Source organism: Pseudomonas sp., from assembly GCF_041601375.1.
Lineage (GTDB): Bacteria > Pseudomonadota > Gammaproteobacteria > Pseudomonadales > Pseudomonadaceae > Aquipseudomonas.
Genome location: NZ_JBFIIG010000102.1, coordinates 1 through 15,243 on the forward strand (window position 1 = coordinate 1; position 15,243 = coordinate 15,243).

Consider the following 15,243-nt stretch of genomic DNA (forward strand, 5'->3'; position numbering starts at 1 on the left):
ACGACAAGGCTGAAATGCCGGTTAATCGCGGTCTTACCCAGGTACCGCGATCCCCTCTGCAGGGTGGGTTAGCGCCCCCCCCAAACGATCGGGAACCGCCATCGTGGCGCGCCGCGCAACCCTCCAAGCGACATCCCTGCGTTGCGCCGAGGGTGGGTTTCGGCGCAACAGATCTTGCTGGTTCATCGCTATCGGCAGCGTGCGCCCAACCCACCCTAGCGTGATCCAAGGGCACGACACTAGTCGGGGGCGCCTAGCCCGAGCTCGCACACGAGCCCGTTTTTAACGACGAATCGGCAACGCAGATAGTTTTTCAACGGTCTGCTGACAAACCCGCGAGGATGCGCATTGCCAGCGCCTTATTTCAGGCCCTTGCCCGAGAACATCACCACCTTGTCGCCGGCGTACTGCACGCTGATGAAACTCTGCTCGTCGCCCCAGGTGCAGCTGGTGATGCCCAAGACGCCTGTGCACTCGCTGGGTGCACCGAGCAACTGCTCGACCTCCGGCTTGCTCATCCCGGACTTGAGCTTGGAATAATTGTCCTGATTGACCTTGCTGCAGGCAGCCAGCAACACACAACACAACAGCACGGCGAAATTGCGCAACGACATGGGACGGGCTCCAGAATTGGCTTCACAATTGGCTTAAAAATTGAAAGAAGGACAAGCTAGCAGCTGCCCGATCGGATGTCAGAAACGCGAGCCGGGTTCCTGCAGGAAGGCCAGCTCTTCCGCGGTCGAGGCCCGGCCCAGCACGGCATTGCGATGGGGAAAGCGTGCAAACCGGGCAATCACCTGGCGATGCCGCTCGGCGTAATCCAGATAATCGGCAAACAACGCCCGCTCGGCGGGCGGCGCGACGGACAGCAGGCGGGTGAAACGGCGCACCGCCTCGTCCTGCAGGAGAAGGTCCTCGGCATGTTCCAGCACCAGGTAGACGAACACCCGCTGCAGCGGCGTCAGCAGCTCTTCTCGCTCCTCGTCCAGCCCGGCGAGCACCAGTTGCCGGGCCAGGTCGTCGCCGGCGAAGGCCCGCGGGCTGTCGCGGAAAATCATCCGCGGCATCTGATCCAGCAGCAGGATCAGCGCCAGCCAGCCCTGCGGCGAATCCGCCCAGTCGGCCAACTCGCCGGCCAGCGCCTGCTCCACCAACCCGGCAAAGCGCTCACGCGCATCAAGGTCCTGGCTATCCTGCTTGCCGAACCACAGTGCGGAACGCGCCGCAGCCACCTCGGCGGCCGTCGTCGCGCTACCGAACCACCAGTCGAGCAATGGCTGCCAAGGCTTGTTCATGGCTCACTCCTGGTGGTAGGCGGTCACGCGCTCGACTTCTTCCTTGGAGCCAAGAAAGACCGCCACACGCTGGTGCAGGGAGGTCGGCTGGATATCGAGAATGCGCTGGCAACCATCGGTCGCGGCGCCTCCAGCCTGTTCGATGATGAAGGACATCGGATTGGCTTCGTACATCAAGCGCAGCTTACCTGGCTTTTCCGGCTCGCGGCTGTCGCGCGGATACATGAACAGGCCGCCACGGGTGAGGATACGGTGCACATCGGCGACCATGGAGGCGATCCAGCGCATGTTGTAGTTCTTTTCCAATGGCCCGCTTTCGCCGGCCAGCAACTCGCCGACATAGCGCTGTACCGGTGCTTCCCAGTGGCGCTGGTTGGACATGTTGATGGCGAATTCCTGGGTGGTTTGCGGCACCTTGATGTCGTCGTGGGTCAGGACGAAGCTGCCCAATTCGCGGTCCAGGGTGAAGCCCTTGACGCCATTGCCCAGGGTCAGCAGCAGCATGGTCTGCGGGCCGTAGATCGCATAGCCGGCGGCGACTTGCTCGGTACCCGGTTGGAGGAAGGCCTCTTCACCGAGGTCGCCGCATTCGCCATTACGGTCGGGGCAGCGCAATACCGAGAAGATGGTGCCGACCGAGACGTTGACGTCGATGTTGGAGGAGCCGTCCAGCGGGTCGAATACCAGCAGGTAGGCGCCTTTCGGGTACTTGCCGGGAATCTGGTAGGCGTTGTCCATTTCTTCCGAGGCCATGCCGGCCAGGTGACCGCCCCACTCGTTGGCCTCCAGCAGAATCTCGTTGGACAGTACGTCGAGCTTCTTCTGCACCTCGCCCTGCACGTTCTCGGTTTCCATGCTGCCGAGCACGCCACCCAGGGCACCCTTCGACACCTGATGGCTGATGGCCTTGCAGGCCCGTGCCACCACTTCGATAAGGAACCGCAGATCGGCGGGAGTGTTGTGGCTGCGGGTCTGTTCGATCAGATAGCGGCTCAGGGTAACGCGGGACATGGACGGCTCCGGGAAGGAAAGAAATCGTGCGCAGTTTAACCCTTTACGGACGGCAGCGCCTCCGCCCCGGGATGGATGGGGGCGAAGCGGCTCAAACTTGCGTGCACAGCTGCACGCGGTTGCGCCCCGCCCGTTTCGCCTCGTAGAGTGCGACATCGGCCGCATGCAGGAGTTCATCCAGCGCGCGGCCTTGCGCAGGCCACAGGGCCAGGCCAGCCGACAGGGTCACCGTACGCGTACCGCTACGTGTAGGCAGCGGGCTGGCGGCCAGCCCCTGACAAATCGACTCCAGACGCGTGCGCGCCTCCTGCGCATCGACCCCCGGCAGGATCAGCAAGAACTCCTCGCCGCCAATGCGAAACACCGCATCCGAGGCGCGCAGGCTGCCCAGCAAGCGCTGCGCCACAGCCTTGAGCACATCGTCGCCTGCCAGATGGCCGTGCTCGTCGTTGAGCTGCTTGAAATGATCGAGGTCGATCAGGGCCAGCGCCAGCGGCGCCCGCTCACGCTCGGCGCGAGCCAGCTCACGGCTGAAGAACTCGTCGAGGTAGCGGCGGTTGTACAAGCCGGTCAGTGGATCGCGCAGTGCCTGCTCCTGCAACTGCTCATGCAGACAGGAAATGGTGCGCAGACGCTCCTCGCTGATGGCCAGCGCTTCGGCCAGCTTCAGCTCGCTGAGATAACGCTGGGTGACATCGCGCAGATAGAGCATGTGCCCGAGCAGCATGGAGCCCTGGCACGTGCCCCGCTCGATCACCCGAATGCGCACCTCGAAGTAGCGCAACGAACTGGCCAGGGTCAGCAACTGGTTGCGGCTGGCGCTGACCGGCCCCTGCATCAACGCCTGCAAGTCTTGGCCGAATACCGGCCAATCGTTCAATTTGCGACCCTGCCAATCACCCTGCAAGCCGGCCAGCTTGAGCGCCTCGGGGTTGCTCTCGATCACTCGCAACTGCGGATCGACCACCAGCACCGGGTCGAGCAAGGCTTCCAGCAGCAGATGGCGCGCTACCGGCAACAGATCGAACAGGCGCACCCCGAGGATCAACCAGGCAAATGCCGCCAGGGTAAAGGCAAAACTGAAGGGCGTCGGGTCGAAGCCGAACACGGTCCAACCAAAGCCGATGTAGCCGATGTTGGCCGCCCAGGGCAGGGCGGTCAGCAGCACAAAGGCCAGATAATGCCGACGGTAGACGCCAACACTGAAGACCGCCGCACGAATCACCACGCCCATGCTGAAGGCCATGAACAGGTAAAGGTAGGCCGCGGCCGCGTAGAACAGCGGACCGTGCTGGTAACGTACGGGGGCGCCCGGTTCGGCCGAGAGCGCGGCCGTCCCCGCGCCGTAAAACCAGCCATGCCAGGGATTGCTCAGGGCCACCAGCCAGATCACCACGGGCACCACGCTCAGGCCCAGCATATGGCGCAACGGCAAAGGCTCACGCACGCTATTGACGTACTGCCAGAGGAATATCGCCCAGAAGGCCGGCACCGAGAGGATCCCCGGCCAGGCCATGCTCGCCCAGAACACCTTGCACTCGGCCAACTGCGCGGCCATTTCCAAGGCGGCGGCGAGCATCCACCAGAGGCTGGCCGCATGCAGCAGAATAAACGTCTCGCGCCCCGGGAAGTAGCGCTGCCGGGTAACCCAACGCGTCAACAGCAGCACGCCGATGCAGACCAGGCCGGTCAGCGCCACCGGCACACTCAGCGCCCAGCCCGAGCCCGCACAAGCGCTCACGGCCCCACCTGCGGGGCACGGGCATGAGGCAACGCCAGGAAAATCTGATTCAGCAAGGGGAGAGCACGGCGAAGTGACATGCGCAAAGGCCATCCTGACCCGAAACGTTGATAGAAAACCGCAGCACTGTGCCGGCAGCGTCAAAGATACTGCAGGTCACCCTATATTCCTGAGGGTTTTATTCAGCCTGAGCGCTGGCTCGCCGAAAACCAGCATGGCTGCCGCGGCGAACCTGTGCCACCAGGGTTTAGCTCCAGACTGCCGGCCGTACGGTTGAATACGGCCGTGCTTGCGCAAAGAAAACCGACCAGCGAGCAGATGTTGATTCACAAATCCGCCAACGCCGCTATCATCGCCCGCCGCCCAGCCATTACGCGCCCATAGCCCCATGAAGAACAACCTGATCGCCGCCGCCGAACTCGACCGCCTGGACACCTGGGCCAAATACACCAGCGACATGTGCCATAGCTGCATGTCCAGCTGCTGCACGCTGCCGGTCGAGGTGCGCATCGGTGACCTGATCCGCATCGGCGTGGTCGACGACTTCGAGCGTGGCGAGCCGCCGAAGAATATCGCCAAGCGCCTGCAGAAAGAGGGCATCGTCGAGCGTTTCAACCAGAAGTCGGGGATCTTCACCCTGATCCGCATGAGCAACAACGACTGCCTGTACCTGGATCGCAAGACGCGCCTGTGCACCATCTACGACAAGCGCCCGGACACCTGCCGCAACCATCCGAAGATCGGCCCGCGGCCCGGCTACTGCGCGTACAAGCCGAAAGCGCTGAGCTGAATCACGCCTCAGGGCTTGCTGGGTCTGGCGCGCAACAGGCTCCAGGCCATCAGCACCAGCAGGCCGACCCCGGCGAGCAACACGCCCCAGAGCCCCAGGCGCTGCCAGTCCCAGCCTGGCGCCTGCTCGGCGCCTGCCGCGGCCTCGATCAGGGGCGTCGCGGTTGCCACGCCCAGGGCCGCCAGGCGCTGGTCATCGTAACCGGGAATCAGGGTGCTCAGCGGCAGGCTCGCCGCGCTGCCCGTCGCCTTGCCGATGGCCAGCACATAGGGCGGTGCGCCGCGGGCGAGGAACACCACCTGGGTCGCACGGATACCGACCCGGAGGCTCGGCGCGGCACTGCCCAGGCCGCCGCCGCGCTCATCCACCTGCACGCGCAACTGCTGCACCGGCACGCCGTGCAGTTCCAGTTCGTCGTGCAGCACCTCCTGGCCATCCTGCGGCAGACGGTAGAGCAGGCCGCGCGCCAGTGGCTGCCACCGCACCTTGCCCTCACGTCGGCCCGTGACGCTCACCGGCGCCAGGGTATTGGCCTCGGCCAGCTCGACCCGCACGCCCTGCAACGGCAGCGCCAGGGGCAGGTCCCAGCGGTACTCGCCGGGCTTGGCGCTGCTCGGCGACAAATCCGCCGACCAGCTCAGCGCCGCCGGCCTGTCGTTGCCGGCACTCAGCAGCCGCGCGGACAACAGCTGCGGAGCCTGCCGGGGGCTGCTCCAGAGCAGGCGCAGGTAACGCGCGGACTGGCCCGGCAGGCGGACTTCACGCTGATCGATGCGCTCGTCGGCAAACGACAGCCGGGCAATCTGCCCATCGTCCCAGGCGCGCCAGTGCTGCAGGTCATCGCTGGCCTCGATACTGAAACGCTGAAAGCCCTCGCGCTCGGCGCTCCAGTCGAGAATCAGCTTGTGCAGCGGCGCCTCGATGGCACTGGTGTCGAGCAACCAGCCGCGCAGTACCTCTTCAGCGGCATGCGGCGCATCGTCGGCCAGCACCTCGACCAGGGTACCGCTGGTACTGCGCCGCACCCGCACTCCGGGGCTCTGCTCGGCATGCAGCGGGCCACGCAGGGGGAACCACTTCACCGCGGTGTCCTGCTGCGTCTCGCGCTGCCGGGCACCGCCCAGGCTCAGGGCATAGGCCTGCGCTTCGCCAGCGCCGTTGAACACCCGCAGGTCGCGCAGGTCGGCGTGACGCGCGGCCATATGCAAGGCCATCGGCAATTCCAGGCGATACCAGGGACCTTCCCCGCTCAGGCTCAGCGGCACCTGGATGGCGTAGTCACTGGCGCTTTCCTGCCCCACCGCCAGAGGGGCGAGCAGGGCCAGCAACGTCAGGACCCAGCCACGCACACCGATCAACCTGCTCATAGCTGCACCTGCTCCGTTGCGGGCGCCGCCTGCCGGGGCGGCAGCGGCGCGAAATAGCCGACGATCAACAGCAACACGCCCACCGCGATAAAGGAGACGATGCGCTCCAGGCCGCCCTGATTGCCCAGCTCGACGAAGAACAGCTTGGCCACCACCACGCCGATCAGGACCGCACCGACCAGCCACAGCTCGCGCCGCGCGCGCAGGTGGCCGACTATCATCAGCGGCAGGGCGATCAGGGTCCAGACGATGGACAACCCCGCCTGCACCAGCATCGACTCGAGCAGCGCCTGCAGCTGGTAAGGCACACCGCCCCAATGGTGAGACCCGCGCAGCACCGCCGCGGTCAGCAGGGCAAACAGCGAAATGCCGGCCAGCAGCTGGGGCAACTGGCCCCGTAGCACAGTCGCCAGGCCGAGTTGCGCCAAGGCGCTGCGCAGCCAGTGGAAAATCGCGAACAGGCTGATCAGCAAGCCCAGCTCCAGCGGGTTGAGCAGAGGCAGATAGGGCAGCGGCTCGGCGGCGCCATCGCTGGCGATATTGGCCAGCCAGAACCAGGCGAGCATCGACAGCGCCAGCGGCGCGGCGGCCAACAGCCGGTACTCGCGCGGATACGCCGCTACCGGCCAGGGCCACTGGCGCGGTGTCGCCATCAGCAGCAGATACAGGCTCGGCAGCAGCGCCCAACCCAGCCAGCGCCAGGCGTTGTAATGCTGCGCCAGCAGATAGAGCAGGTAGCGCAGCTCAAGGGCCAGCACGCCGAGGATCAGCCAGCAGCCCAGCACATGGGCGGCGCTCAGCGCGCCGGCCGGCAGCAGAGCGCTCAGGCGCCGCAGCGCCAGCAGATGCACAGCGAACAGCACGCCCCAGCCGAGCCAACCGAAGTCCGCCAGCGGGTGATACTCGAGGTGCCAGGCAGACAGCAGGATCAGCGCCGCCACCGGTACCAGCAGCGTGCACAGCAGCGCCATGGCCCGCCACTGCACCCGCACGGCAACCAGCAGCCACAGCACCACACTCAGGGCCGCACCCAGCAGCAACAGCGGCGCCTGCAGCGCAGGCGCGGCAAACCGCAGGATTTCGCCGGCCAGGCTCAGCGCCCACCAGCCGGCGCCCCAGACCAGCAGCAGCTGCGACAAGCGCTGCAGGCTCAAAGCCGGCAGCGCAGTGGCCCGTTCAAGGCGCGCCACCTGCTGCAGGCGCCAGGCACCGACCAGGGCGGCGATGGCCAGCACCGCCGGTGTCCAGAACCCGGCATGGCCCAGCGGGCGCAGGCCTTCGCCGCCGAGCGGGGCGAACAGCAGCGGGCTGGCGACCAGGAACGACAGACCGCCGAACCCCTGCAGCAACAGGCCGAAGACGAAACCGGCACGCTGCTGCAACTGCAGGCTGAGCCAGACGATCAACAGGCCGCTGCCGCCCCAGACCGCGCTGGCGCTCTGCCAGGGCAGGACGAACAGCACCGCCAGGTTGACGAACAGCAGCCCGACCAGCAAGACCAGCGACAGCCCGCGCATCAGCCGCCTATCGCGGCTGACCTGGCTATCGCGCGCCGCCAGCAGCATGCCGCCGATCAGCGCCAGACCGATCAGCGAGGCGCTCAGCAAGCCGCGCCAACCGGCAGCGAACGCGCCACTGCCGATGCCCGAGGCCGCATCCAGCTGCAACAGGAACAGCGCACCGCCGAGCAACTGCACGGCAAAGGCACTGAACAGGAAAGTCCGCGACTGCAGGCGCAAACCGATGAACAAGGTGGCCAGGCCAGCCAGGGCCCAGCTGATCGCCGTGGCCTCGGCGTTGAAACACAGCGGCGCGAGCAGGTAGAGAAACGCCAGGCCGGCGCAGGCCAACACCGGCAAGCCGCGCCGCTCCCAGGCCGAGGCCTGATCGTCGCCCGCCTGACGCAGCCTGTAGAAGCTGAACAGCAAGGCCGCGCCGAGCATCAGCGCACCCAGGGGCGGACCGGCCAGCAGGCTGTCCTGCCCCGGACTCAATTCGCCGAGAGAGGCCAGCGCCGCGCCCGCTTGCAACAGCAGGGCGAAGGCGCGGGCCAGGCTGCGCCGCTGACGCAACCCCAGCCAGAAGATGCCGGCGCCCTCCACCGCCCAGGCGGCCGAGGTCCAGCGCGCATCCAGGCCCAGGGGAATCGCCAGGCTGCCGAACACCACCCCCAGCGCCAGGCAGGTTTCCACCAGCAGCAGGGCGCGGCCTTCCGTGCGCCTGGCCAGCAGCAGCGCCAGGCCCAGGTAGAACAAGCCCAGCGCCAGCGCGCTGAAGGCGGCGGCGAACTCGAGATGCCGCACCAGCGCAAACTGCAGGCCGAAACCCACCAGCGGCGGGCCGAACAGCACGGTGGCGTCGACATAATCTCCCTGGCGCGCCGCCCAGCGCAGCCGTTCAGCGCGCCCCTCGGGCGCCGCCCCGGCCTCGCCCAGCTTGCGCCTGGCGAACAACAGGCCGATGGCCACGTACATCAGGAAGAACAGCAGCAGGAACGGCTCGGTGCTCCCCAGCAACTCGGGAGTGTAGGCACCCAGGCCCCAGGCGAAACCAATGCCGAAGGTGCCGACGAAGCCGATCAGGTTGAGCAGGCGCCAGGTCTTGAACCAGGCGATGGCCAGGATGGCGCTGTTGAGCAGGACGAAATAGCTAAACAGCGCGACATGGTTGCCGCTGCCGGTCGAGGTCAGGATGGGCGCGGCGAAACCGCCGAGCGCGGCCGCGGCCGCCAGCCCCAGGGCGTTCTGCGTCACCGCGAGAATTGCCGAGCAGAGAGTCACGAGCAACAGCAGAGTGAAGGCCTGCGCCGGCGCGAGCAACGGATGCAGGCGCATGGCGGCGAAGATCGTCAGGTACAGCACGGCAATGCCCGCGCCTTGCAGCATCAGGCCGTAGTTCGGGTTGCGCAGGCGCAACCACCAGCCCAGGCCGAGCAAGGCGATGGCGCTGGCCGCCACCCCGGCGTAACGCACCTGCACCGGCACCACCATGCCTTCGGTGGCGTAGCGCAAGAGAAAGGCCAGGCCGAGGAACAGCAGCAGCACGCCGATGCGCAGCACGGTATTGCCACCGAACAGCCAGGCCCGGGCCCGAGCGATGCCGCGTTCGATCGGCGAAGGTTCGCGTGGCTTGACCGGTTGGCGCGCAGCGGGCTCGGCACCTGGCTGATCCGCCGCCTGGGTCCAGGCGTCGCTACTGCCCGGCGCAGGCTCGGGGTCTGCCTCGGCTTGCGCGCGAACCTCCGGCGGCAGCTCCCAGGTCAGTTCCGTCTCAGCGGCGACGGGCGCCCTCTCGGCCGGCGTCGACTCTTGCGCCGGCGCAGACTGCGCCTCGACCTTGAGCAGTCGTTCATGGATGGCCTGGGTGCCCTGCTCGAAGCGCTCGGCGAAGCTTTTCTGCTGCCTCAGCAATTCGGCGTTCTGGGCTTGCAGCCCCCTGAGCTTGAGCGCCTGAGCCATGCCCAGGCCGACCAAGCCACCCAACAGCGCGCCTGTCGGCGACTCCGCGACCAGAGCCCCCAACACCAGCCCGACCAGCATGAAGATCCATTGCATGCAGTGCGTTCCCAAATCGATTGATGCAAAACCCCGGCGCCCCGGCACGACGGCAAATCGCAGCCGCATTCAAGGCGGGTAGCGAGTATATCGGCCGAACCTGTTCGTCTTGTACAGACGAAGGTTAGCCACTTCACAGGCACAGTGAATTTGCCATTGGCGTTTTCACCCGCACAGGAAACCGCACACCGTCAACAAGGTTATGCCCCAGTTAGACCAAAGCGCGGGATCTGTAGGAGCCAAGGGGACGCCTGGTCCTTGCTGGCGATCCGGGCCAACGAACAGCACAAAAGCATTGCCGGAGTGCCGGACCACGGCAAGCTGGCTGTTACACGGATTACTGCATGCAACACGTAACTGCGAGCCACAAAAAAGCCCCCGCCAACTCACGTTGACGGGGGCTTTTCAGTCATGCGGCCGGGTTATCAGCCTTTCTTGGCGGCGCGGTTACGCTCGCTTTCGCCCAGGATTTTCTTGCGCAGGCGGATCGACTTCGGCGTGACTTCGCACAGCTCGTCGTCCTGGATGAATTCCAAGGCCTGTTCCAGGGTGAAGCGCACCGGCGGCACCAGGGCGATGGTTTCGTCCTTGCCGGAAGCACGCATGTTGTCGAGCTTCTTGCCCTTGGTCGGGTTCACACCCATGTCGTTGTCGCGGCTGTTGAGGCCGACGATCTGACCTTCGTAGATGTCCTGGCCGTGCTCGACGAACAGCTTGCCGCGCGCCTGCAGGGTTTCCAGCGAGTAGGTCAGCGCCTTGCCGGTGGCGACCGATACCAGTACGCCGTTCTGCCGGCCGGACATGTCGCCGGACTTCATCACGTCGTAACGGTCGAAGATGCTGGTCATGATGCCGGCACCGGAGGTCAGGGTGAGGAACTCGTTGCGGAAACCGATCAGGCCACGGGCCGGGATGTTGTACTCGAGGCGCACACGGCCCTTGCCATCCGGAACCATGTTGGTCAGGTCGCCTTTGCGCAGACCCATCTGCTCCATCAGCGCGCCCTGGGAAACTTCCGGCACGTCGATGGTGACGTTCTCATAGGGTTCGTGCTTGACGCCATCGACCAGCTTGATGATCACTTCCGGACGACCAACGCCCATCTCGAAGCCTTCGCGACGCATGGTTTCGATCAGTACCGAGAGGTGCAGCTCGCCACGGCCGGAGACCTTGAACTTGTCGGCGGTGTCGCCTTCTTCGACGCGCAGGGCCACGTTGTACAGCAGCTCCTTGTCCAGACGCTCCTTGATGTTGCGGCTGGTGACGAACTTGCCTTCCTTGCCGCAGAACGGCGAGTCGTTGACCTGGAAGGTCATGGCAACGGTCGGCTCGTCCACGGACAGCGGGGTCATGGCTTCGACGTTCTGCGGGTCGCACAGGGTGTCGGAGATGAACAGCTGATCGAAACCGCTGATGCAGACGATGTCGCCAGCGGCGGCTTCGTCGACGTCGACGCGGTGCAGGCCGTGGTGGCCCATCAGCTTGAGGATACGACCGTTACGGCGCTTGCCGTGCACGTCGATCGCCACCACCTGGGTGTTCGGCTTGACCCGGCCACGGGCGATACGACCAACGCCGATGATGCCGAGGAAGCTGTTGTAGTCCAGGGCGGAAATCTGCATCTGGAACGGGCCGTCGCGGTCGACTTTCGGCGCCGGTACGTGGTCGACGATGGCCTGGTACAACGGCACCAGGTCTTCCGCCATGGCGGTGTGCTCCAGACCGGCAACACCGTTGATCGCCGAAGCGTACACGATCGGAAAGTCCAGTTGCTCTTCGGTCGCGCCGAGGTTGTCGAACAGGTCGAAGATCTGCTCGACCACCCAATCCGGACGCGCGCCCGGACGGTCGACCTTGTTCACTACCACGATCGGGCGCAGGCCGGCCTGGAAGGCTTTCTGGGTCACGAAGCGGGTCTGCGGCATCGGGCCGTCCTGGGCATCGACCACCAGCAGCACCGAGTCGACCATCGACATCACGCGCTCGACTTCGCCGCCGAAGTCGGCGTGGCCGGGGGTGTCGACGATGTTGATGTGATGGCCGTTCCAGTTGATCGCGGTGTTTTTCGCCAGGATGGTAATGCCGCGCTCTTTTTCCTGGTCGTTGCTGTCCATCAGGCGCTCGGTGTCGAGCTCGTTGCGCTCGAGGGTGCCGGACTGGCGCAGCAGGGCGTCAACCAGGGTGGTCTTGCCATGGTCGACGTGGGCGATGATGGCGATGTTGCGTAGATTTTCGATCACGGGTGCATCTCGATCAGAGGATTCGGTTTGCCGCATAGTTTACGCGGCGGACATTAACTAAATACGAATTCGGCCAGACGGTGCAAAAGCGCAGCGGCTTTTACCCCGCCTGCAGGTCGGGAGGGCGATGGCGGATGCTGCCGCCATTCAACCCGGGCGTCTTATGCCGGACGATAAACGCGCACATTGGCATACCCCTCGCTAAGCAGGTGGTGGGCATGCAAACGACTCATGACGCCCTTGTCGCAATACAGCAGGTATTGACGATTGGCATCCAGCTCTTTGAAGCGACTGTTCAAGGCATAGAACGGCAGCGTTTGCACTTCGATACCGGGCAGCTCTAATGGCTGCTCTTCGGCGTTATCCGGGTGACGGATGTCAATGATGACATGACTGGCCAGGGCTTCGCTGACTTCCTCGACCTTGACGTCCTTGCCCAGTTCGTCGATCACCTTGTCGATCGGCAGCAAGGTCGCGCGCTCGAGGGCGCGCTGGAGAACCGCCATATCGAACTGGCGCTCTTCGTGTTCGATGCGCTCCTTCTTCGCCCGGGTGGTCGGATTCACCGAGATCACGCCGCAATACTCCGGCATGTGCTTGGCAAACTCGGCGGTGCCGATGGCGGTGGCGGTGTCGATGATGTCCTGCTTGTGGCTGGCGATCAGCGGGCGCAGCACCAACATGTCGGTGGCCGAATCGATCACCGAGAGGTTGGGCAGGGTCTGACTGGAGACCTGGGAAATCGCCTCGCCGGTGACCAGGGCATTGATCTGCAGCTGTTCGGCCATGTGCGTGGAGGCGCGCAGCATCATGCGCTTGAGGATCACGCCCATCTGGCTGTTGTCGACCTTGCCGAGAATCTCGCCGAGCACTTCCTCGAAGGGCACGCTGATAAACAGCACGCGCTGGGAACTGCCGAACTTCTGCCACAGGTAATGCGCCACTTCCATCACCCCCAACTCGTGGGCACGGCCGCCCAGGTTGAAGAAGCAGAAATGGGTGACCAGACCGCGGCGCATCATCTGATAGGCGGCGACCGTGGAATCGAAACCGCCGGACATCAGCACCAGGGTCTGCTCCAGCGATCCCAGCGGATAACCGCCCAGGCCCTGGTGCTGGTTATGGATGACGAACAGGCGCTGGTCGCGGATCTCCATGCGCACTTCGACTTCGGGCTGCTTCAGGTCGATGCCGGCGGCGCCACATTGCTGGCGCAACTGGCTGCCGACATAGCGCTCGACATCCATGGAGCTGAAGGCATGCTTGCCGGCACGCTTGCAGCGCACGGCGAAGATCTTGCCCGGCAAGCGGTCGCCGAAGTGGCGCTTGCATTTGTCCAGCACATCGTCGAAATCGCCCAGCGGGTATTCGTCGACCTGGAGGAAATGGGTGATGCCGGGGGTGCAGCTGAGCCGCTCGATCATCGCCTGCAGGGTTTTCGCCTCGCTGATCCGGGTCTCGACTTCCAGGTTGTCCCACACACCACTGACCAGCAGCTGCGGATCGAGATCGCGCAGCACCGAACGGATGTTCTTCGCCAATTGCCGGATAAAGTGCTTACGCACCGGGCGGCTCTTGATGGTGATTTCTGGAAAGACTTTAACGATCAGTTTCATTAAAACGGCGCATACCGAGACGGCTAAGAAAACAGGGGCGCGGATTATAGCGGAAATCGTGCAAGCTTTGATCAAAAATACCATTAGCCCGGCACTGCGCACCTTTATGGCGCATAGCGATGCCATTGCGGGCTATTTTGGTGCAAGTAATTTCACCACGGCCATTCGCAGGCCTCGCCATGCCTGAGTTTCAGCCATTCAACCCATTCCTGTGCACTGGCATAGAATTTGCTCCCTTGTGAGGCAGGTTATCCTGGCGGACTATCGCGCCCGGCCGCACCCTAATTATCGAGGGCTCACCATTTCGAGCCTTATCCACCTGGAGGACAGCATGTCGAAGTCGATTCAACTGATCAAAGAGCACGACGTGAAGTGGGTTGACCTGCGCTTCACTGACACCAAGGGCAAGCAGCATCACGTGACCATGCCGGCACGCGACGCCCTGGACGAAGAATTTTTCGAAATCGGCAAAATGTTCGATGGCTCTTCCATTCATGGCTGGAAAGGCATCGAAGCCTCCGACATGATCCTGATGCCGGTCGACGACACCGCCGTTCTAGACCCCTTCACCGAAGAGCCGACCCTGATCCTGGTTTGCGACATCGTCGAGCCGAGCACCATGCAGGGCTACGACCGCGACCCGCGCTCGATCGCCAAGCGCGCCGAAGAATTCCTCAAAGGCAGCGGCATCGGCGATACCGTATTCGTCGGCCCGGAGCCCGAGTTCTTCATCTTCGACGAAGTGAAGTTCAAATCCGACATCTCCGGCTCCATGTTCAAGATCTACTCCGAGCAGGGTTCCTGGAACAGCGATGGCGACATCGAAGGCGGCAACAAGGGCCACCGCCCGGCCGTCAAAGGCGGCTATTTCCCAGTTCCGCCGTGCGACCACGACCACGAAATCCGTACCGCCATGTGTAACGCCATGGAAGAGATGGGCCTGGTCATCGAAGTTCACCACCACGAAGTGGCGACTGCCGGCCAGAACGAAATCGGCGTGAAGTTCAACACCCTGGTCAACAAGGCCGACGAAGTTCAGACCCTCAAGTACTGCGTGCACAATGTCGCCGACGCCTACGGCAAGACCGCGACCTTCATGCCGAAGCCACTGTACGGCGACAACGGTTCGGGCATGCACGTACACATGTCGATCAGCAAAGACGGCAAGAACACCTTCGCCGGCGAAGGCTATGCTGGCCTGTCCGAGACCGCCCTTTACTTCATCGGCGGCATCATCAAGCACGGCAAGGCGCTGAACGGCTTCACCAACCCGTCGACCAACTCCTACAAGCGCCTGGTCCCGGGCTTCGAAGCACCGGTCATGCTGGCCTACTCGGCCCGCAACCGTTCTGCCTCGATCCGCATCCCGTACGTTTCCAGCCCGAAAGCCCGCCGCATCGAGGCGCGCTTCCCGGATCCGGCAGCCAACCCGTACCTGGCCTTCGCCGCGCTGCTGATGGCCGGTATCGACGGTATCCAGAACAAGATCCACCCCGGCGATGCTGCCGACAAGAACCTCTATGACCTGCCGCCGGAAGAAGGCAAGCTGATCCCGCAAGTCTGCGGCAGCCTGAAAGAAGCCCTGGAAGAGCTGGACAAGGGCCGCGCGTTCCTGACCAAGGGCGGCGT

Annotated in this window: 11 protein-coding genes; 3 read left to right on the top strand and 8 right to left on the bottom strand. The window is 64.4% G+C overall.

Features of this window, described 5'->3' with window-relative positions:
- Positions 1-359 precede the first annotated feature (359 nt).
- From ABZE94_RS13885 to ABZE94_RS13900, 4 genes are all read right to left on the bottom strand, one after another.
- The gene (locus ABZE94_RS13885) at positions 360-614 is read right to left on the bottom strand and encodes a hypothetical protein (protein ID WP_372876099.1); all 255 of its coding nucleotides are present in this window, start codon (positions 612-614) and stop codon (positions 360-362) included.
- 78 nt (positions 615-692) lie between these two features.
- Positions 693-1,295 (bottom strand): DUF924 family protein, encoded by a 603-nt coding sequence (locus ABZE94_RS13890; protein WP_372876100.1) that lies wholly within the window; start codon positions 1,293-1,295, stop codon positions 693-695.
- 3 nt (positions 1,296-1,298) lie between these two features.
- Positions 1,299-2,306, bottom strand: coding sequence for a class 1 fructose-bisphosphatase (locus ABZE94_RS13895; RefSeq protein WP_372876101.1), 1,008 nt, complete (start codon positions 2,304-2,306; stop codon positions 1,299-1,301).
- A 91-nt stretch (positions 2,307-2,397) separates the two neighbouring features.
- Positions 2,398-4,047, bottom strand: coding sequence for a histidine kinase N-terminal 7TM domain-containing protein (locus tag ABZE94_RS13900; RefSeq protein WP_372876102.1), 1,650 nt, complete (start codon positions 4,045-4,047; stop codon positions 2,398-2,400).
- 388 nt (positions 4,048-4,435) lie between these two features.
- On the opposite strand from ABZE94_RS13900, the gene ABZE94_RS13905 reads away from it, so the two are divergent.
- Positions 4,436-4,837: a YkgJ family cysteine cluster protein gene (locus ABZE94_RS13905; RefSeq protein ID WP_372876103.1), complete on the top strand. Its 402-nt coding sequence runs from the start codon at positions 4,436-4,438 to the stop codon at positions 4,835-4,837.
- An 8-nt stretch (positions 4,838-4,845) separates the two neighbouring features.
- Here ABZE94_RS13905 and ABZE94_RS13910 read toward each other — a convergent pair whose 3' ends face one another.
- From ABZE94_RS13910 to thiI, 4 genes are all read right to left on the bottom strand, one after another.
- Complete coding sequence (locus ABZE94_RS13910; RefSeq protein WP_372876104.1) at positions 4,846-6,204, bottom strand: DUF3999 domain-containing protein; 1,359 nt, start codon at positions 6,202-6,204, stop codon at positions 4,846-4,848.
- Positions 6,201-9,758 carry a DUF2339 domain-containing protein gene (locus tag ABZE94_RS13915; RefSeq protein ID WP_372876105.1) on the bottom strand — a complete coding sequence of 1,186 codons (3,558 nt, stop codon included), beginning with the start codon at positions 9,756-9,758 and terminating at the stop codon, positions 6,201-6,203. Before ABZE94_RS13915 ends, ABZE94_RS13910 begins: the two co-directional genes overlap by 4 nt.
- Before the next feature lie 425 nt (positions 9,759-10,183).
- Complete coding sequence (typA, locus tag ABZE94_RS13920; protein ID WP_372876106.1) at positions 10,184-11,998, bottom strand: translational GTPase TypA; 1,815 nt, start codon at positions 11,996-11,998, stop codon at positions 10,184-10,186.
- Between the two features lie 161 nt (positions 11,999-12,159).
- Positions 12,160-13,614, bottom strand: coding sequence for a tRNA uracil 4-sulfurtransferase ThiI (gene thiI, locus ABZE94_RS13925; RefSeq protein WP_372876107.1), 1,455 nt, complete (start codon positions 13,612-13,614; stop codon positions 12,160-12,162).
- Here thiI and ABZE94_RS13930 point away from each other — a divergent pair.
- Together ABZE94_RS13930 and glnA are read left to right on the top strand one after the other, a co-directional pair.
- Positions 13,577-13,801, top strand: coding sequence for a hypothetical protein (locus ABZE94_RS13930; RefSeq protein ID WP_372876109.1), 225 nt, complete (start codon positions 13,577-13,579; stop codon positions 13,799-13,801). The genes thiI and ABZE94_RS13930 overlap by 38 nt on opposite strands.
- A 144-nt stretch (positions 13,802-13,945) precedes the next feature.
- On the top strand, positions 13,946-15,243 hold a 1,298-nt coding region (glnA, locus tag ABZE94_RS13935), incomplete at its 3' end, for a type I glutamate--ammonia ligase (protein WP_372876108.1).

Bases quoted from the DNA above. Each gene is read 5' to 3' on its own strand.
- ABZE94_RS13890 (WP_372876100.1), bottom strand. From the start codon at position 1,295: ATGAACAAGCCTTGGCAGCCATTGCTCGACTGGTGGTTCGGTAGCGCG.
- ABZE94_RS13895 (WP_372876101.1), bottom strand. From the start codon at position 2,306: ATGTCCCGCGTTACCCTGAGCCGCTATCTGATCGAACAGACCCGCAGC.
- ABZE94_RS13930 (WP_372876109.1), top strand. From the start codon at position 13,577: ATGGTGATTTCTGGAAAGACTTTAACGATCAGTTTCATTAAAACGGCG.
- thiI (WP_372876107.1), bottom strand. From the start codon at position 13,614: ATGAAACTGATCGTTAAAGTCTTTCCAGAAATCACCATCAAGAGCCGC.
- ABZE94_RS13905 (WP_372876103.1), top strand. From the start codon at position 4,436: ATGAAGAACAACCTGATCGCCGCCGCCGAACTCGACCGCCTGGACACC.
- ABZE94_RS13915 (WP_372876105.1), bottom strand. From the start codon at position 9,758: ATGCAATGGATCTTCATGCTGGTCGGGCTGGTGTTGGGGGCTCTGGTC.
- ABZE94_RS13910 (WP_372876104.1), bottom strand. From the start codon at position 6,204: ATGAGCAGGTTGATCGGTGTGCGTGGCTGGGTCCTGACGTTGCTGGCC.
- ABZE94_RS13885 (WP_372876099.1), bottom strand. From the start codon at position 614: ATGTCGTTGCGCAATTTCGCCGTGCTGTTGTGTTGTGTGTTGCTGGCT.